The 16,766-nt window shown below is 72.7% G+C and carries 16 protein-coding genes and 2 pseudogenes; 13 read left to right on the plus strand and 5 right to left on the minus strand.

Annotation, left to right across the window (positions count from 1 at the left end; translation table 11 throughout):
* The 5 genes and pseudogenes from OTB16_RS38215 to OTB16_RS39785 form a co-directional block, all read left to right on the plus strand.
* On the plus strand, window positions 1-185 hold a 185-nt coding region (locus tag OTB16_RS38215), incomplete at its 5' end, for an acyl-CoA carboxylase biotin carboxyl carrier protein subunit (protein WP_324290883.1).
* A 291-nt stretch (window positions 186-476) separates the two neighbouring features.
* Window positions 477-602: pseudogene (locus OTB16_RS38220) on the plus strand (FAD-dependent monooxygenase); the annotation flags it as partial.
* A 17-nt stretch (window positions 603-619) separates the two neighbouring features.
* Window positions 620-1,204: an NADPH-dependent FMN reductase gene (locus tag OTB16_RS38225; protein WP_267727396.1), complete on the plus strand. Its 585-nt coding sequence runs from the start codon at window positions 620-622 to the stop codon at window positions 1,202-1,204.
* A gap of 17 nt (window positions 1,205-1,221) precedes the next feature.
* On the plus strand, window positions 1,222-2,922 hold the full coding sequence (locus tag OTB16_RS38230) for an MFS transporter (protein WP_267727398.1): 1,701 nt from the start codon (window positions 1,222-1,224) through the stop codon (window positions 2,920-2,922).
* 37 nt (window positions 2,923-2,959) lie between these two features.
* Window positions 2,960-3,307, plus strand: a pseudogene (locus OTB16_RS39785) (nuclear transport factor 2 family protein); the annotation flags it as partial.
* 46 nt (window positions 3,308-3,353) lie between these two features.
* On the opposite strand, the gene OTB16_RS38235 reads toward OTB16_RS39785, so the two are convergent.
* Window positions 3,354-3,623 (minus strand): hypothetical protein, encoded by a 270-nt coding sequence (locus OTB16_RS38235; protein WP_267727400.1) that lies wholly within the window; start codon window positions 3,621-3,623, stop codon window positions 3,354-3,356.
* 43 nt (window positions 3,624-3,666) lie between these two features.
* Between OTB16_RS38235 and OTB16_RS38240 the strand changes: the two genes are divergently transcribed.
* The gene (locus tag OTB16_RS38240) at window positions 3,667-3,810 is read left to right on the plus strand and encodes a hypothetical protein (RefSeq protein ID WP_267727402.1); all 144 of its coding nucleotides are present in this window, start codon (window positions 3,667-3,669) and stop codon (window positions 3,808-3,810) included.
* Window positions 3,811-3,820: 10 nt separating this feature from the next.
* The gene (locus OTB16_RS38245) at window positions 3,821-5,092 is read left to right on the plus strand and encodes an MFS transporter (RefSeq protein WP_267727404.1); all 1,272 of its coding nucleotides are present in this window, start codon (window positions 3,821-3,823) and stop codon (window positions 5,090-5,092) included.
* Between the two features lie 25 nt (window positions 5,093-5,117).
* Here OTB16_RS38245 and OTB16_RS38250 read toward each other — a convergent pair whose 3' ends face one another.
* Complete coding sequence (locus OTB16_RS38250; RefSeq protein ID WP_267727405.1) at window positions 5,118-6,062, minus strand: NAD-dependent epimerase/dehydratase family protein; 945 nt, start codon at window positions 6,060-6,062, stop codon at window positions 5,118-5,120.
* 364 nt (window positions 6,063-6,426) lie between these two features.
* Here OTB16_RS38250 and OTB16_RS38255 point away from each other — a divergent pair, with 364 nt between their 5' ends.
* Both OTB16_RS38255 and OTB16_RS38260 read left to right on the plus strand, forming a co-directional pair.
* Window positions 6,427-7,059 (plus strand): ScbR family autoregulator-binding transcription factor, encoded by a 633-nt coding sequence (locus tag OTB16_RS38255; protein WP_267727406.1) that lies wholly within the window; start codon window positions 6,427-6,429, stop codon window positions 7,057-7,059.
* Between the two features lie 436 nt (window positions 7,060-7,495).
* Window positions 7,496-8,287 (plus strand): response regulator transcription factor, encoded by a 792-nt coding sequence (locus OTB16_RS38260; protein ID WP_267727408.1) that lies wholly within the window; start codon window positions 7,496-7,498, stop codon window positions 8,285-8,287.
* Window positions 8,288-8,345: 58 nt separating this feature from the next.
* Here OTB16_RS38260 and OTB16_RS38265 read toward each other — a convergent pair whose 3' ends face one another.
* The 3 genes from OTB16_RS38265 to OTB16_RS38275 form a co-directional block, all read right to left on the minus strand.
* Window positions 8,346-9,356, minus strand: coding sequence for a CU044_5270 family protein (locus tag OTB16_RS38265; RefSeq protein ID WP_267727410.1), 1,011 nt, complete (start codon window positions 9,354-9,356; stop codon window positions 8,346-8,348).
* Window positions 9,353-9,919: an RNA polymerase sigma factor gene (locus OTB16_RS38270; protein ID WP_267727412.1), complete on the minus strand. Its 567-nt coding sequence runs from the start codon at window positions 9,917-9,919 to the stop codon at window positions 9,353-9,355. Before OTB16_RS38270 ends, OTB16_RS38265 begins: the two co-directional genes overlap by 4 nt.
* Window positions 9,920-10,141: 222 nt before the next feature.
* Entirely contained in the window at window positions 10,142-11,419 is a 1,278-nt protein-coding gene (locus tag OTB16_RS38275; RefSeq protein ID WP_267727414.1) for a M6 family metalloprotease domain-containing protein, read from the minus strand.
* A gap of 245 nt (window positions 11,420-11,664) precedes the next feature.
* Here OTB16_RS38275 and OTB16_RS38280 point away from each other — a divergent pair, with 245 nt between their 5' ends.
* The 4 genes from OTB16_RS38280 (at window position 11,665) to OTB16_RS38295 (ending at window position 16,482) form a co-directional block, all read left to right on the plus strand.
* The gene (locus OTB16_RS38280) at window positions 11,665-12,423 is read left to right on the plus strand and encodes a TetR/AcrR family transcriptional regulator (RefSeq protein WP_267727416.1); all 759 of its coding nucleotides are present in this window, start codon (window positions 11,665-11,667) and stop codon (window positions 12,421-12,423) included.
* A gap of 62 nt (window positions 12,424-12,485) precedes the next feature.
* Complete coding sequence (locus OTB16_RS38285) at window positions 12,486-14,024, plus strand: MFS transporter (protein ID WP_267727418.1); 1,539 nt, start codon at window positions 12,486-12,488, stop codon at window positions 14,022-14,024.
* A 125-nt stretch (window positions 14,025-14,149) separates the two neighbouring features.
* Window positions 14,150-14,917: a dioxygenase family protein gene (locus OTB16_RS38290; RefSeq protein WP_267727422.1), complete on the plus strand. Its 768-nt coding sequence runs from the start codon at window positions 14,150-14,152 to the stop codon at window positions 14,915-14,917.
* 587 nt (window positions 14,918-15,504) lie between these two features.
* On the plus strand, window positions 15,505-16,482 hold the full coding sequence (locus OTB16_RS38295; RefSeq protein WP_267727420.1) for a sigma-70 family RNA polymerase sigma factor: 978 nt from the start codon (window positions 15,505-15,507) through the stop codon (window positions 16,480-16,482).
* Window positions 16,483-16,766 lie beyond the last annotated feature (284 nt).

Below are 16,766 nucleotides of genomic sequence, written 5' to 3' on the forward strand. Positions count from 1 at the left end.
CCATCGTCAAGGTCGCCGTCGAAGAAGGCCAGCAGGTCACCGAGGGCGAACTCATCGTCGTCCTCGAAGCCATGAAGATGGAGCAGCCCCTCAACGCCCACCGCTCCGGCACCATCACCGGCCTCAAGGCCGAGATCGGCGCCTCCCTCACCTCCGGCGCCACCATCTGCGAGATCAAGGACTGACGTCCACGCCGGAGCCCCGCTCCGGCCCCGCCGACGGTCACGTGAAGGCCCCGCCAGGACCCAGGTCCGGGCGGGGCCTTCACGCGTACGGACGCCGCCCTGCCGCCGGCCGGTGAGTGCCGCTTTTCGTTCCTCTGTAGTTCCTTTCATGTGCCGCTGAACAATGCGCGAACCCGTGACGAAACATCACCGGGGTCTGAAGGGGAATGCATTGTCGCCCTCTCCTCTGTCGCGGAGACTCATCAACACATTCCGCTGAAAGGGACCCTGGGAATGTCTGGGGCGAGGTGCATGGACGCTGCCGTGAATGTCGTGGGGGCGGGTCCGGCCGGGCTGACGCTCGCCGGTGAGCTGCGGCTCGCGGGGGTCGATGTCGTCGTTCTGGAGCGCCTCGCCCAGCGCACGGGGGAGTCCCGTCCACGAAAGGAACAACCATGTCGAACGAGCCTCTGCGGCTTGCGGTGATCAACAGCAGTGTCCGCGAGGGCCGGTTCGGTCCGGTCGTCGGCGAGTGGTTCGCCGGCATCGCCGAGGAGCGCGCGGACCTGATCGTCGACGTGATCGACCTCGCCGACCACGAGCTGCCCGCGGCGATCTCGCACAACCCGTCCGAGGAGGCTGCCGGGATCCTCTCGAAGATCTCGCCGCGCCTGGAGCAGGCCGACGCCTACATCATCGTGACGCCGGAGTACAACCACAGCTTTCCCGCCTCGCTGAAGCACCTCATCGATTGGCACTACACCCAGTGGCGCGCCAAGCCCGTCGGTTTCGTCTCCTACGGCGGCCTGGCCGGCGGCCTGCGGTCGGTGGAGCAGTTGCGCCCGGTCTTCGCCGAGCTGCACGCGGTCACCGTCCGCGACGCGGTCAGCTTCCACATGGCGTGGGAGCAGTTCGGCGAGGACGGCAAGCCGAAGGACGAGACCGGCCCGGCCGGCGCCGCCAAGGTGCTGCTGGACCAGCTCGGCTGGTGGGCGAACGCGCTCCGCGAGGCCCGCGCCAAGACCCCGTACCAGGCCTGACGGACCGGTGGCATGGGGTGCGCCGCCGCACGGCGCGCACCCCCTCGCAGTCCTCCCGCCCTGCGCTTCGTACGGGAGCGCTGCGCCGACTGCGGCGGGGACACGGCCGGCCCGCCCTCGACGCGTCCTCGCCGCCCCCGGGCTTCTCGCTCTCGCACAGCGCCGGGATCGCCCTCGCGGGTGTCGCGGCCGTACCGGTCGGGGTCGACGTGGAGCCGGCCGGTCCCGCGACCGCCCAGCCGGCCGTGTCCCTGGCGAGTCTCGAAGACCCCTCGGCCCGCGACGTCACGATGCTGCTCTTCTGCGCCCCCGGCCGCCGCGTCCCGGACGGCTCCGGCCGCCGGGCCCGGACCACCTCACCACTCCCGAGGACGGGAACCATGACTTCACCCTCGCCCCGGCCCGCCGGGCGCGGCCAAGCGGCCACGCTGGTGCTGGCCGGCACCCTGACCATCATGGCGGGCGCCACCGTGGCGCCCGCGATCCCGGGCATCCGCGAGGCGTTCGCGGACACCCCCAACGCGGACCTGCTGGCCCGCATGATCACCACCACGCACGCGCTGGCCATCGTGCTGTTCTCGCCCGTGGCCGGCTTCGTCGTGGAGCGGCTCGGCCGCAAGCGCGCGCTCGTCACCGGCATGCTCGCCTTCGGCATCGGCGGCAGCTCCGGCGCGTACCTGCCCGACCTGACCGGCATGCTCGCCGGGCGCGCGGTCCTCGGCATCGGCGTCTCGCTGATCATGACCAGCAGCATGGCCATGATCGCGGACCTCTACGAAGGCACCGACCGGCAGCGCCTGCTGGGCCGGCAGGCCGCCGCGGGCTCGTTCGGCGGCGTGGTGCTGCTGCTCGGCGGCGGCGCGCTCGCGGGACTGGACTGGCGCGTCGTCTTCCTCCTCTACCTGTTGGGCGTCCTGCTGGTGATCCCGGCGCTCGCCTTCCTGCCCGAGGGACGCACCGCGACCGCCCCCGCCCCGGTGGGGAAGGGGGCCGCGGCCCCGGCCACGTCGAAGATCCCGGCCGGCATCCTGGCGGCGCTGGCCGCGATGATGCTGGGCCAGGTCGCCTTCTACTCCGTCCCCGTCCAGATCCCGTTCCTGGTCGAGGACCACTTCAAGGCCGCCGCCGTGGTCTCCGGCGCGGTGATGGCCGTACAGACCTTCACCACCGGCATGGTCGCGATGCGGTTCGCGTTCTTCCGCCGGCTCGCGGGGGAGTACCCGCTCGCCGCGCTCTCCTTCCTCGCCATCGGCCTCGGCTACCTGGTGCTCGCGGTCGCGCCCAACGTGGCGGTGCTGGTCGTGGCGCTGCTGATCATGGGCACCGGCCTCGGTTTCCTGATGCCGAACCTCAACAACTGGGTCCTCGCGGAAGCGCCCGCCCACGTACGCGCCCGGTACGCGGGCCTGCTGACCACCGCCCTGTTCCTCGGGCAGTTCCTGGCCCCGGTCCTGACCCAGCCGCTCGTCTCCTCCCTCGGCATCCAGCCGACCTTCGCGGTCGTCGCGGGCGCGGCGCTGCTCGTCGCGGTGGCCTACTACCTGGGCGGCCGCAGCGTCGCCGGGCGGGAACGGGCCGGAGCCGGTTCACCGGGCGGTCCCGATTCCGGCCCGGCCGCGGACACGCCCGCGGACACGCCCGCGGACACGCCCGCGGACACGCCCGCGGACACGGCCGCGGCCACGAACCGCAGGGCGCGCAAGGCCGCCGAACGATAACGAGGTCCAGGAGCTGGCCGACCGGCACCTCCTCGCGCTGGAGTCGGCCCTCCGGACCGGACGCACGGCCGACGAGGCCCGGACGGCCTCCGACCGCCACCGCGAGGTCTTCACCGCGGACGTCCGGATCGGCTATCCCGACGGCACGGAGGGCGGCGCCGAGGGCCTGGACACCTTCCACGAGGAGGCGCGCCGCTCCTGGGGCGAGGTCCGGGAGGTCAATGCCGAGTACGCCGTCGACCTGCCGGACGAGGACCGGGCTGTCGTGCGGTGCACCAGATCGTCACCCCACGCCCCGGGCACGGGTGGCCCGGACGCCGCCGAACCCGACGTCATGGGCCACTACGAGGCCCGGGCGCCGCGCACGGCCGAGGGCTGGCGCTTCACCCGACTGACGGTGCGGGCCGTAGAACCGCCCACCGGCTCGCCGGCTACCGACTCAGCCGCTCAGCCGCCACCGGTTCGGCCACCACCACCGAGCCCGCTGCCGGTCCGGTCGCCACCGGTTCGGCCGCTACCGGCTCGGCCATCACCGGTTCGGTCGCCACCGGTTCGGCCGCTACCGCTCGGCTTGGGGAGGAGAACCCGCCGGCCCTGTACGCCGCGTCCGCCGGGGCCCCGCCGCTGCCGCCGCCACGTCCGGGCGCCCCGCCGGCGGAGCCGAAGGCCGTCACCAGGCCCTCCACCGGTCCCGCACCCATGCTTGAGGAGCCCGCCGTACTTTCCCACCCCCATGAGAGCGCCATGAGCCACGACCTCCCCGACCGGACCGGGCCGGCCGGCGCCGAGCACGCCGCCGCCCGGCGGGCCCGGCCCGTACGCCCCGCCCTGCTCGCCGGTGAGCGGCGCGAGGCCGCCGACCACCACGTCTTCCGCGGCACCGACTGACAAGGACCCGATGAAACGCGCTCTCGCCCACGGCTTCCAGTCCCTGACGGTCCGCAACTTCAGGCTGTTCGCGGGCGGACAGCTGGCGTCCGTCACCGGCACCTGGATGATGGTCGTCGCCCAGGACTGGCTGGTGCTGTCCCTGACCGGCGACTCCGGGACCGCCCTGGGCGCGGTGACGGCCCTGCAGTTCGCGCCGCTGCTGCTGCTCACGCTGCACGCGGGCGTCCTCGCCGATCGGTACGACAAGCGCAGGCTGCTGATCGGCGCGAACGCCGCCTCGGGGGTCCTCGCGCTGCTGCTCGCCGCGCTCGTGCTGACGGGGTCGGTGCGGCTGTGGCACGTGTTCCTGTTCGCGCTCGGCCTGGGCATCGTCAACGCGGTCGAGGTGCCGACCCGGATGTCCTTCGTGACCGAGCTGGTCGGCCCCGGCCTGCTGCCCAACGCCTCCGCGCTGAGCGCGGCGTACTTCAACGCGGCGCGGGTGGTGGGCCCCGCCCTGGCCGGCCTGCTGATCGGCTGGCTGGGCACCGGAACGGTGATGGCGGTCAACGCCGTGAGCTACCTGGCGACGGTGGCCGGGCTGCGCCTGATCCGGCCCGCCGAACTGCACCGGGTCGAACGCAGCCGGCCGGAACGGGCGCGTGCCGTGGACGGGATCCGGTACATGGCCTCGCGGCCCGATCTGCTGCTGCCCATGCTGCTGGTGGCGGTGGTCGGCATGCTCGGCTTCAACTTCCAGCTCACCCTGCCACTGTTCGCCAAGACGGTCTTCCACGCCGACGCGGCCGCGTTCGGGCTGCTCACCACGGCGATGGCGGCCGGCTCGCTGCTCGCCGCGTTCGCCTCGACCGGGCGGCGCGGCAGGCCGTCGCTGAGCCTGGTCATCTGGTCGGCCCTGGGGTTCGGGGTGCTGGAGGTGCTGGCCGGCCTGGCGCCGACGTTCGCCGTCGCGGCCGTCCTGCTGTTCCTCACCGGGTTCGGCTCGATCTCCTTCGCCCAGGCGGCCAACCACCGGATCCAGCTCGGCTCCGACCCCGCCTACCGGGGGCGGGTCATGGCCCTCTACACCCTGGTGTTCCAGGGCACGACGCCCTTCGGAGCCCTCCTGATCGGCTGGCTCAGCGAACGGCTGGGCGCCCGCTCCGGGCTGCTGGCCGGCGGGGCCGCCACCGTCCTGGCCGCATTGGTGGTACTGGCCCTGCACCTGCGCGGGACCGGCCGCCGGGAGCCCGACGCGCCGGCCGGGGCCCGTGAGGCGTCGGACGCGGTCTCCCCGTAGCGGCCGGGGGCTCGGGCGGGCGGGCTCAGACGGTCCGCAGCCCCTCCCCGTACCACCGTGCGAAGTCGGCGGCGTGCCCCGGGAACCCGGGACCGGGGTCGCAGCCGAGGTCGGACCAGAACGGGACGCTGTCGAACCAGTGGTCGGTGGTGATCATGTCCAGCTCCCGGCCCCGGCCGCCCCGCTCCGCCAACAGCGCACGTGCCTGCGGGGCGGTGAGGTCGTGCCGGGGCCACGGGAGCGCGGCGCAGTCGGCCACGGCGCGCAGCAGCCCGTTCCACACGACGGGCCGGGGGTGCGCGGCGTGGTAGACGGACGCGGTCAGGTCCCCGGCGGGCGCGAGGGCGGTGGCCACCATGGCGCGGGCGAGGTCGGTCACGGCGATCACGGAGGTGCGGGAGGACCAGCCCTCGACGGTGCCGGGCAGGGCCCGCAGGAGCCGGGCCATCCCGGGTACGACCCAGCAGTCCCCCTCGCCGTAGACGAGGTGGGGGCGCAGTACGGTGCCGCCCGCGGCCAGCACGGCGTCCTCGGCGGCGGCGCGGCTGGCCGAGGTGGGCGATCCGGGACGGCGGACGAGGTCCTCGGGGCGCTGCCCCCGGAAGGTGCCGCGGCCGTACACGGAGGCGGTGCTGAGGTGGACGACGCGGGACACCCCGGCGCGGCGGGCCTCCGCGACGAGGGCGGCGGTGCCGCGGGCGTTGACGGCCTCGCACCGCTCGGCGGTCCCGCCGATCTGCGCGGCGCAGTGCACCAGTACGTCGACCCCGTCGCACGCGCCGCGCAGCGACGCGGGGTCGGCGAGGTCGGCCCGTACGACGGCGTGCCCGTCGGGGACCGAGGGCGTCGCGGCCCCGGGCAGCGGACTGCGGTGGGACATCAGCCGCAGGGCGACGCCGCGGCGTTCGGCCTCGCGGGTGACGTGGCGGCCGACGAATCCGGCCGCCCCGGTGATCATGATCGTGGTCACGCGAGGGTCTCCAGGGGGTGCGAGGGGATCAGCTGCCGGCCGGCCGCAGGACGACGTCGGCAGGACCTTCGACACGGCCGCACGGTGGACGAACTCCCGCGGGACGGTGTGGTGGTGAGGCGGGGGAGCGTCGCGGTCCCCGCGGGGCGGGCGGGGCGGGGGGCTGCCGTCACCACGCTGTCGTGCCCGGAGGGGTGCGGCGAGGTCAAGGACGGCATGGAGGCTCCTGCTTTCTCATGAGGTCAGGGGCGCGAGGCGGGTGTCGAGTAGACCGCATCCGCCGACCGGATCCACCGCCGGGGCATAAGGTACAGACAGGTCCGTACTTTTTAGACCCAACGTGACAGACTTCGAAAGGGCGCTCATGGCACAGCAGGAACGGGGAGTGCGGTCGAAACGATCGATCCTGGAGGCCGCCGCACAGGTCTTCGACGAGCGGGGCTACGACGCCGCGAGCACGACCGAGATCCTGGCCCGCACCGGTCTGACCAGGGGGGCCCTGTACCACCACTTCCCCTCGAAGGAGGCCATCGCGGCCGCGCTGGTGGCCCTGCAGAGCGAAGCCCTGGAGGTGCCCGACAACCCGGTCAAGCTTCAGGCGGCCATCGACCTGACGATGGAGTTCGCGCGCCGCCTGCGCATCGACCCCGTCCTGCGGGCGAGCGTGCGGCTGGCGGTCGAGCAGACCTCCTTCTCCCGCCCGGCCCAGAGCCCGTACGACATGTCCAGCACGGCCATCCTCGGGCTGCTCGAGGAGGCGTCGGCGCAGGGCGAGGTGCTCCCCGGTACCGATCTGCGCGAAGCAACCTCGCTCATCGTCGGCGCCTTCACGGGGCTCCAGCTCATGTCCCAGGTCTACAGCGACCGCCGTGACCTACCCGAACGCGTCTCCACGCTCTGGCGGTTCCTGCTGCCCGGCCTCGCCACCCCCGGCATCCTCGGCCGGCTCCGCACCACCCCGCCCCCCGAGGCACCGCCCGAGGGTGCCGACGACTGAGCGGACCCCGGGGCCCGGGGCGGAGCGGGGGCCTCCCGGGGTGGACGTGCGCACGGGACGGCTTGCCGTCCAAATAACATACAGACTTGCCTGTACTGATCCGTCGTACGCCCCCCGCCATTCTACCGCCGGCACCCCCGAGGGAACGCTGGCAAGAGCATTCTGACCAGGCAACTTCCCTCTCATGAAGGGAGATTGCCGATCTCCTTCATGCTGCGCGAAGAAGTTGCAGGTGGCGCAGGTGGACGCCTTGCGGGCGTAACAATCAGACAAGTCTGTTTGGTACTGTCCTCCCGTTGGTAGCTGCTTCCCCTGGGGAGCGGGGTCCAGGAGCGCGGGAAAGGTCAGGGAGCCCGATGGAGAGTTCGGTCGTAAGCCCGTCCGCGGCGGCATCTCACCCGTACCCGGCAACGTGACAGTGCCTCAGGAGGATCAGATGTACCGGCAGACCACGGATCTACTCGAACCTCGCACCGGACGCCCCCGCCCCGAGCGCTCCCCGCTCATCCCGGAGCAGCACCGCCCGCCGGGGGCGGACGCCGCGGGAGGCGCCAGCACCGGGCAGGCGCTGCACGTCCTCGTCGTCGAGAACGAGCCGCGCGCCGCCGACGCCCTCGTCCAGGGGCTGCGCCGGCACGGCTACGTGGCCGAGAGCGTGGCCACCGGGGCCAAGGCCATGCGGGTGCACCAGGGCGCCGGCCTGATCCTGCTGGACCTGGACCTGCCGGACCTCGACGGCCTGGAAGTCTGCCGCGGGATCCGGGCGGTCAGCGACACCCCGGTCATCGCCGTCACCGCGCGCGGCACCGAACTCGACTGCGTGCTGGGCCTGCAAGCCGGTGCGGACGACTACCTGGTCAAGCCGTACGGGTTCCGTGAGCTCCTGGCCAGGATGGACGCGGTCATGCGGCGGGTGCGGCCGCAGCGTTCCGTCGCCCGCGTCATCAGCCGCGGCCCGCTCCTCGTCGACGCGGGCACCCGGGAGGTCCGGCTGGACGGCCGCGCCGTCGAGGTGACGCGCAAGGAGTTCGACCTCCTCCACCTGCTCGCCTCGGAGCCGGGGGCGGTGGTCTCCCGCAGGCAGCTGATGGCGCGGGTGTGGGACGACTCCTGGTCGAACCCGGGGCGCACCATCGACACGCACGTCAGCAGCCTGCGCGGCAAGCTCGGTTCGAGCCGCTGGATCATCACGGTCCGCGGCGTCGGCTTCCGCCTGGGCCACCCCTGACCGCCCGCCGCTGACGGCCCACCCCTGACCGCCCGCCCCTGGCCGTCCGCCCCAGCCGTCAGGATCCCGGCAGCTGTCCGGGGCGGTCGGTGACGCCCCGGGCGACGACCGCCACCGAAGTCACCACCGTTCCGGCCTTGCCCCAGGAGTTGTCCTCGAGGACGACCTCGCGTGACCCCAGGAGCCGCAGGCTCTCCTTGTCGAAGATCCACTCGGTCCGCTCGCCGTCGTGTACGCGGGCGACCGCGACACCGGTCCGGCCGGCGGCGTCACTCGCCTCGGGAACCACCACGACACCGGGGATGCGGGCCGCCGCACGGTAGAGCGCCGCACTCAGCCCCGGCGGGGTCTCGACGCTCCGCAGCAGGTCACCGATCGCGACGAAGGCCTGCTGGTCGGGGCCGGTGGTCGAGCCCGAGCCGGGACCGTGGTGCGCGCGGGCGTCCTTGTAGAGCAACTCCAGCAGCTCGGCGGGGTCGGTCGGCACCGTTTCGAGGAACCGGTAGGTCGGTCTGCTGAGGCTCGGCGGGCCCCCCGGCGGAATCCTGTCGGTCCCGGACGCGGTGCGCACCACCGTGCCGGCCGAACCGTCCACCGGCAGCCAGCGCTCGGCCGACTGGTCCGTGGGGGCCGCCACCATCTGTCCGATCCGGACTTCGGTCAGGGAGGTGGAGTGTCCGATGGTCTTCGTGTACATGAACTGCCCGTCGCGCACCGCCGGGGCGGGCGCCGTCGCCGCCGCGAGGGCGACGCGGTCCAGGAGCCGTACGGCCGCGGGCTCGGGAGCAGCGGCGCCGGGGCGGTCAACAGGACCGTGTCCCCCCAGGGCGAAGGCGACCGCCACGGCACACGCCGCTGCGGCCGCCGCCAGGGAAAGGACCAGAGGGCGCCCGGGCCGGCGGGAGGCGGCCCGGGTACCCCGTGCCGTTTCGCGCATCAGGAGTTCCCTGAGGTGGTGGCCGCTGAAGGGCAGTTCCGCGTGGAGTTCCGCGTCGGAGAGCCCGGGCAGGCGCTGCAACAGCTCGTCGTGCCCGGACGGTGCGGTGCGTGCGTCGTCGTCGGCGTTCACAGGTTTCCCTCCCGTGTGGTGCGGGGCACGGACGCGTGCCCCCCGGCCGGCTCCGCGGCCAGACCGGCCGTGGTCAGTTCGCGAAGGCGGCTGCGCGCCCGTGACAGCCGGGAGCGGACGGTGGCTTCTTTGGTTCCGCACGCCGTGGCCACCTCGGCGTGGCTGAGGCCGGCCCAGACCGACAGGAGGATGACCTCGCGGTCGGCACGCCGCAGCTCGCCCAGGGCGGCCAGCGCGGCCGATGCCCTGGCGGTGTCCGCGATACGGGACACCACCGCGTCCGCCGGGTCCGGGACGGCCTCCGGCCGGGGCAGGCGGGTCATCGCCTCCCTGTGCCGACGTGCGGCCCTGCGGGTGTTGCGCATGACGTTGGTGGCGACCCCGAGCAGCCATGCCCGGTGGCTGGTGACTCCGTCGAGGGTCTCGCGGAGCCGCCACGCCTCGAGAAAGGTGAGGGAGACGATGTCCTCCGCCCCGGTGCGGTCGGACGTCATGCGGACGGCATGCGCGTACACCGCTCGGGCGTGTGCGTCGTAGATCTCCGCGAACAGTTGCTGGTCCACACCGAGTAGTGTCCGCTCGGCACACCGCGTTGCATGTGACGCTCGTCATGCCGGACGCCGGGTCGCCAAGTACCGCCGCACGGGGGGCCGGAGGCCGGGACCTGGCGGGCCGAGTGGCAGGCCCCGTACCCGATTCCGTCCCGGACCGGCGGGCGAACCGACCGCCCGCCCTCACGCCCGCCCGTCCTCACGCCCGTCCTCCCCGCCCGGCCCCGCCCGCCCTCAGGGGCGGATGATCCGCACCTGATAGCTGCCGTTGCGCAGCTCTCCCACCACCGACACGCTGATGCCCGCCTTGTCGTCCGTGAAGGTCTCGCCCGGCCGGAACGGCGCGTCCGACAGCTCCGCGTGCACGTTCGGCCGTCGGGTGCAGCCGCCGCTCGCGGCGGCGCTGTCCGACACCGTCACCGGGCCGCGCCCGGTGTCCACGTCGGAGTCGACCCTGTAGATGAGCACCCCCGGCTTGCACACGGCCTCGTCGTTCCCGGCCCGTGTGCGCACCTCCACCGCGTAGCCGGCGCTCTCGGACAGCGGGACGAAGGCCAGCTTCATGCCGCCCTCCACCGCCAGCGGCGACAGGGTGTGGTCGCTGGCGCCCGACTTCGCCGCGCAGCTGATCTGCGTGCTGTCCAGCCAGCCCAGCTTCCACTTGTGCCAGCCCAGCAGGTCGTTGTTGGCGCCCCAGTCCTCGCTCATGATGTCCCAGTGCCCGACGCTGCCGCCGCCGTCCGACGTGTACAGGTCGGGCAGTCCGAAGACGTGCCCGTTCTCGTGCGGGAGCACCCGGTAGCCGCTCTCCCGGTAGGTGCCGGAGCCGTCGTCCTGGCGGCTGTACACGAAGGACGTGTTGGCGAGCGGGGCCCCGTCGGCGGCCGGCGCCTCGCCGTTGCCCGAGAAGGTCACCGACAGGACGGTGTCCAGGGCGGACGGCCCGGCGTTCGGGGTGACCAGGATGTTGACCAGGTCGTACCGGCTGAAGTCGACGTCGGAGTCGGCGGCCTTGGCGATGTGCTCGACGAGCTGCCGGTAGCCCGGTTCGTACGGTGACCCGCGTTCGATCCCGTACGCGGCGAACGGCATCGGCATCCGCAGCCAGCCCCTTATCGGGGCTTCGGCCTGGTAGCTGAGCCGTCCGTACGAGCTGGTGCGGAACCAGTTCGCGGTCTGCGGGAAGAACTCCGCCAGCCGGTCCAGGGCCGTGCCCTCGCCCTTGGCGTCCGGAAAGTCGATCATCAGGTTCAGGGCGCGGACCTCACCGGTCGAGCGCGAGTACCCGGGCGGGGTCGGCAGGCCCTCGGACATCTGCACGCCCATCGTGCCGGCGATCCGGCAGGGCGCGAGGGCCGACTCGACGCCGGTGGCCACGGGCCCGGCCGCCGAGTGGCTCCGACTGGATATCCCCGTGCTCGCGGTCGCCGAGACGCCGAGGGCCAGCGCGGTGAGGCCGATGAACGCGCCGGTGCGGCGTGGTCTGCGTATCCGGTGGCGCGTCTGCGGCATGGAGATCGCCTTCGGGTCCGCGGCAGCCGGCCGGGTCCGGTCTGCGCTCTGTCCGCCCACCCTCTGACGGCTGCGGCGCGCCCGCGCGTCGGGAGAGGCCGAACGTGGAACGCCACGTGACTCAGGTCACACGAAGGAGTGAAATAAGCGGGGACGGGTTCCCCGTTTGCATGTGAGTCCCACGAAGTGGGGATCCGCTCCCCGTTTGGTGGGCGTACGAGTGACCGTGCCAGGGAGGCCCCGGAATGCAGCGCACCACCACCACCGCCCCGGCGGCCGGGTGTGCCACCGGATCCGGCCCCGGCCCCGGCTCGGAGGCCCCCGGCTGCGGCGCCACCCCCGCCACCCCCGCACCCACCGCCCGGGCGTCCCGCGCGGACGGCGTTCCGCGCCCCCGCGCCGACGCCGTCCGCAACCGCGAGCGCATCCTGACGGCGGCCCGCGAGGTCTTCGTCGAGTTCGGCCCCGGCGCCCCCTTCGACGAGGTCGCCCGCCGGGCCGGTATCGGCAACGCCACCCTCTACCGGCACTTCCCGGACCGGGCCTCCCTGGTCCACCACGTCGTCCTGTTCGTCATGGACCGCGTCACCGCCCGGGCCGAGGCCGCCCTTGCCGAGGAGCCCGACGCCTTCGCCGCGCTCCGCCGCTTCACGCACGCCGCCGCCGACGAGCGGATCGGCGCCCTGTGCCCGATGCTCGCCGGTGACTTCGACCACGACCACCCCGAACTCCTGGCGGCGCGCGACGCCTTGGAGGAGGCCGTCGAGACCATGCTGGCCACCGGCCAGGCCGCCGGACTGCTCCGCACGGACATCGGCGTCGGCGATCTGACGATGGCCCTCTCCCAGCTCAGCCGCCCCCTCCCCGGCACCGCCTGCCACGACGTCGACCGCTTCGTCCACCGTCACATCCAGCTGTTCCTCGACGGGTTGCGCGCTCCGGCCCGCTCCGAGCTGCCGGGTTCGGCGGCCACGCTAGAGGGCTTGAGACGTAAAACCACGTGACGCCCCCCATGCTCCAGAACTAGCCTTTTTCAGTCATTCCGCACAGTGAAGTGGGTACCCCCATGTCCAAAACAGCCGCGGCGCCCGCGCCGGCTGCCGACCCCAGCCGCTGGAAGGCACTCGTCTTCATAGCCCTGGCCCAGCTGATGGTCGTCCTCGACGCGACCATCGTGAACATCGCCCTGCCCTCCGCCCAGACCGACCTCGGCATCTCGGACGGCAACCGCCAGTGGGTCATCACCGCGTACGCGCTGGCCTTCGGCGGACTCCTCCTCTTCGGCGGCCGCATCGCCGACAAGTGGGGCCGTAAGAACGCCTTCGTCGTCGGCCTCATCGGCTTCGCCCTGGCCTCCGCGCTCGGCGGCGCCGCCAACAGCGAGGCCATGATGCTCGGCGCCCGCGCGCTCCAGGGCGCCTTCGGCGCACTGCTCGCCCCGGCCGCCCTCTCCCTGCTCGCCGTCATGTTCACCGACGCCAAGGAGCGCGCCAAGGCCTTCGGTATCTACGGTGCCATCGCGGGCGGCGGCGGCGCCGTCGGCCTGATCCTCGGCGGCGTCCTCACCGAGTACCTCAACTGGCGCTGGACCTTCTTCGTCAACATCCCGTTCGCGATCGTCGCCGCCGTCGGTGCCTGGCTCGTCATCCGCGAGCCCGCCGGCTCCCGCAACCGCGCGCCCCTCGACATCCCCGGCGTGGTCCTGTCCACGCTGGGCCTCGTCGCCCTGGTGTACGGCTTCACCCGCGCCGAGTCCGAGGGCTGGTCGGACCCGCTGACCATCGGCCTGTTCATCGGCTCGGCCGTGCTGCTGGCGTCCTTCGTCTTCACCGAGTCCAAGGTCCGGTCCCCGCTGCTGCCGCTGCGCGTCCTGCTGGAGCGCAACCGCGGCGGTGTCTACCTCTCCCTCGGCCTGGCCGTCATCTCGATGTTCGGCCTGTTCCTCTTCCTCACGTACTACCTCCAGGTCGTGAAGGGCTACTCGCCGGTCAAGACCGGCTTCGCCTTCCTGCCGATGATCGCGGGCATGATCACGGGCTCCACCCAGATCGGCGCCCGCCTGATGACGCGGGTGCCGCCGCGCCTGCTGATGGGCCCCGGCTTCCTGATCGCCGCCACCGGCATGCTGCTGCTGACCCAGCTCGAGGTCGGGTCCTCGTACCCGGCGCTCATCCTGCCGGCGCAGCTGCTGCTCGGCCTCGGCATGGGCACGGCGTTCATGCCGGCCATGTCCCTGGCCACGCACGGGGTGAACCCGGCCGACGCCGGCGTCGCCTCCGCCATGGTCAACACCTCGCAGCAGGTCGGCGGCGCCATCGGCACCGCGCTGCTGAACACCATCGCCGCCTCGGCGACCACGGCCTACCTGACCGACCACGCGGCCGAGGCCGCGGCGGGCGGTCCGGCCGCGAAGCTGATCCAGGCCCAGGCCATGGTCGAGGGCTACTCCTCCGCCATCTGGTGGGCGGTCGGCATCCTGGTCGCCAGCTCGGCCATCGCCGTCACCCTGATCACCACCGGCCGGCCCGGCGCGGGCGGTCCCGTGGCCTCCGGCTCCGGCTCCGCCGAGGACACCGAGTTCAAGGTCCCGGTGATCGCCCACTGACGGGCCCACCGGTCCGGGAATGACTGAGAACCCCGCTTGGTTCAAATTTGAACCAGGCGGGGTCGGTCTGTTTCCGGCGGCCCTGAACGACGGAGGAGACCCCTGTGACCACGACCGAACCGCGCATGCCGGCCCTCTACCTGAGCCACGGCGCCCCGCCCCTCGCCGACGACCCGCTCTGGCCTGCCGAGCTGGCCGCCTGGTCCGCGTCGCTGCCCCGCCCCAAGGCCGTCCTGATGGTCTCCGCCCACTGGGAGGAGGCCCCGCTCGCCGTCGGCGCCACCGAGCGGGTTCCGCTCGTCTACGACTTCTGGGGCTTCCCCGAGCACTACTACCAGGTCCGCTACGAGGCCCCCGGAGCCCCGGAGCTCGCCGCCTCCGTACGCAAACTGCTGCGCGCCCCCGGCACCCCGGTCCAGGACGTCCCCGACCGCGGCCTCGACCACGGGGCGTACGTACCGCTGGTGGAGATGTTCCCCGAGGCCGACATACCGGTGCTCCAGGTCTCCATGCCGACCCTGGATCCGCGCCGCCTGATGGACATCGGCCGCAAGCTGGCCCCCCTGCGCGACGAGGGCGTCCTCATCGTCGGCAGCGGCTTCTTCACGCACAACCTGGCCGCGCTGCGCCACACCGGCCCCGGCATCCCCGCCTGGTCGGCGGAGTTCGACGCGTGGGGCCACGAGGCACTGGCGGCCGGCGACCTGGACTCCCTGCTCGACTTCGAGGCCAAGTCCCCGTCCGGCCGCCTGGCCCATCCCCGTACGGAACACTTCGCCCCGCTGTTCGTCACCCTCGGCGCCGCGGAGGCCGCCGGCGACCTCTCCCGCCGCCGCGACACGGTGGACGGCTTCTGGATGGGCCTCTCGAAGCGCTCCCTGCAGTTCGGCTAGCCCCGTCTCCGTACACGGCCTGCTCCCGGTCGGGTCCGCTCAGCACGGCAGTCGTCGACGAGGACGTGGACGGCGATGCCGTCACTGCCGGGGGAGACGACCTCGATGATCAGCCGCACGGCGACCGTGTCGATCCCGAGGCCGTCCTCGCTGCCGTGCCCGTCGATGCCCGACTTGTCACGTAAGCGTCATTCGATCGCCTGTCCAGGCAACCAGAACCCGGCCCGGGTCGTCCTTCAGGGCGGGAGTGCGGCCATGGGCGGCGCCGTCCCGGAGTGGATGCGACCGCATCGCGTGTGACGGCGGTCTCACGGGTGTCATGGCAGTCCGGAGTCGCGAGTCCTTCCAGATCGGCCGACGTGCCAGGCCTGACCTGCACCTCTTCCGGTTTTTTCGACATCCGGTCCCGTCTCGTGGCGGGGCAGGATACTGCAAGATCTCGAAAAAGAGGGTGCAACGTGGGAATTCTGTCCCGATTCCAGTCGTTGTTTCCTTCGGAAGCGGGCACTCGGGAGAGTGTCCGGGGACGCACTACCGGTACGTCCGGCAGCCGCACCGCGACCGACACTCATCGCAAGGGAGCACGCATGGCAACCCGCGCCGTCGCCCGTCGTCAGTCCACGAGCAGCGCCCGCGCTGGGGGCGGGGAGATCGCAGACCGCGACCTGGTCGGCATGTACCTGGACGAGATCGCGCGTACCCCGCTGCTCGACGCAGCCAAGGAAGTGGAGCTCTCCCAGATCATCGAGGCGGGCGTGTACGCCCAGCAGATCCTCGACGGCGTCATAGAACGCGGGGGCCGCACGCCCTCGCGCGAAGAGCTGGAGGCGCTGGCCGCCGACGGCGAGCGCGCCAAGGAAGTCTTCATCCGCTCCAACCTGCGCCTCGTGGTGGCCGTCGCCCGCCGCTACCCGCGCAGCGGCCTGCCGCTCCTCGACCTCATCCAAGAGGGCAACGCCGGCCTGGTCCGCGCCGTGGAGAAGTTCGACTACGCCAAGGGCTTCAAGTTCTCCACGTACGCCACGTGGTGGATCCGCCAGGCCATCACCCGCTCCATCGCCGACCAGTCCCGCACCATCCGCCTCCCCGTCCACCTGGTCGAGGAGCTCGGCCGGATCCGCCGCGTCCAGCGCGAGTTCAACCGCGAGAACGGCCGGGACCCGGAGCACGCGGAGATCGCCGCCGAGCTGGACACCACGGAGAAGCGGGTCGGTGACGTCCTGGACTGGGCGCGCGACCCGGTCAGCCTGAACATGGCGGTCGACGACGACGGCGACACGCAGTTCGGCGACCTCCTCGAGGACACCTCGGCGATCTCGCCCGAACAGTCCGTGCTCTCGCTGCTGCGCAGCGAGGAGCTGGAGGACCTGCTCGGCAAGCTCGACCAGCGCACCGCGTCGATCATCAAGATGCGTTACGGCATCGACGACGGCCGGGAGCGTACGCTTACTGAAGTGGGCAAGCAGCACGGCCTGACCCGCGAGCGGATCCGCCAGATCGAGAAGCACGCGCTCCTGGAGCTGAAGCGGATGGCACGTGACACCGGCTTCGACGCCGTGGCCTGACCAGACCGCCCCTCCCAGACGAGCCCCGGCACCTAACCCCCCCCAGGTGCCGGGGCTCCCCCCTGCCCACCCCAACGCCGCCCAGCCCCCGAACCCAAAGCCCCCACCCAAGCGCCGGGTCGGGGCCCCACCCGAGCCGGCCCCAAAGGCCCCACCCGAGCCGGGGGCGGGGACCCCACCCGAGCCGGGGGCGGGGACCCCACCCGAGCCGGGGGCGGGGACGGGGTGGGGGGTTGTCCGGGACGTAAAACGTGATTTGTGGCGTAGGCGGGACCCGCACAGCC

Origin of the sequence: Streptomyces antarcticus (assembly GCF_026627255.1) — a bacterium.
In the GTDB taxonomy this organism is placed as follows: Bacteria; Actinomycetota; Actinomycetes; order Streptomycetales; family Streptomycetaceae; genus Streptomyces; species Streptomyces antarcticus.

Bases quoted from the DNA above. Each gene is read 5' to 3' on its own strand.
- OTB16_RS38295 (WP_267727420.1), top strand. From the start codon at position 15,505: ATGGCAACCCGCGCCGTCGCCCGTCGTCAGTCCACGAGCAGCGCCCGC.
- OTB16_RS38290 (WP_267727422.1), top strand. From the start codon at position 14,150: ATGCCGGCCCTCTACCTGAGCCACGGCGCCCCGCCCCTCGCCGACGAC.
- OTB16_RS38280 (WP_267727416.1), top strand. From the start codon at position 11,665: ATGCAGCGCACCACCACCACCGCCCCGGCGGCCGGGTGTGCCACCGGA.
- OTB16_RS38225 (WP_267727396.1), top strand. From the start codon at position 620: ATGTCGAACGAGCCTCTGCGGCTTGCGGTGATCAACAGCAGTGTCCGC.
- OTB16_RS38275 (WP_267727414.1), bottom strand. From the start codon at position 11,419: ATGCCGCAGACGCGCCACCGGATACGCAGACCACGCCGCACCGGCGCG.
- OTB16_RS38235 (WP_267727400.1), bottom strand. From the start codon at position 3,623: ATGGGTGCGGGACCGGTGGAGGGCCTGGTGACGGCCTTCGGCTCCGCC.
- OTB16_RS38240 (WP_267727402.1), top strand. From the start codon at position 3,667: ATGAGCCACGACCTCCCCGACCGGACCGGGCCGGCCGGCGCCGAGCAC.
- OTB16_RS38285 (WP_267727418.1), top strand. From the start codon at position 12,486: ATGTCCAAAACAGCCGCGGCGCCCGCGCCGGCTGCCGACCCCAGCCGC.
- OTB16_RS38245 (WP_267727404.1), top strand. From the start codon at position 3,821: ATGAAACGCGCTCTCGCCCACGGCTTCCAGTCCCTGACGGTCCGCAAC.
- OTB16_RS38255 (WP_267727406.1), top strand. From the start codon at position 6,427: ATGGCACAGCAGGAACGGGGAGTGCGGTCGAAACGATCGATCCTGGAG.
- OTB16_RS38260 (WP_267727408.1), top strand. From the start codon at position 7,496: ATGTACCGGCAGACCACGGATCTACTCGAACCTCGCACCGGACGCCCC.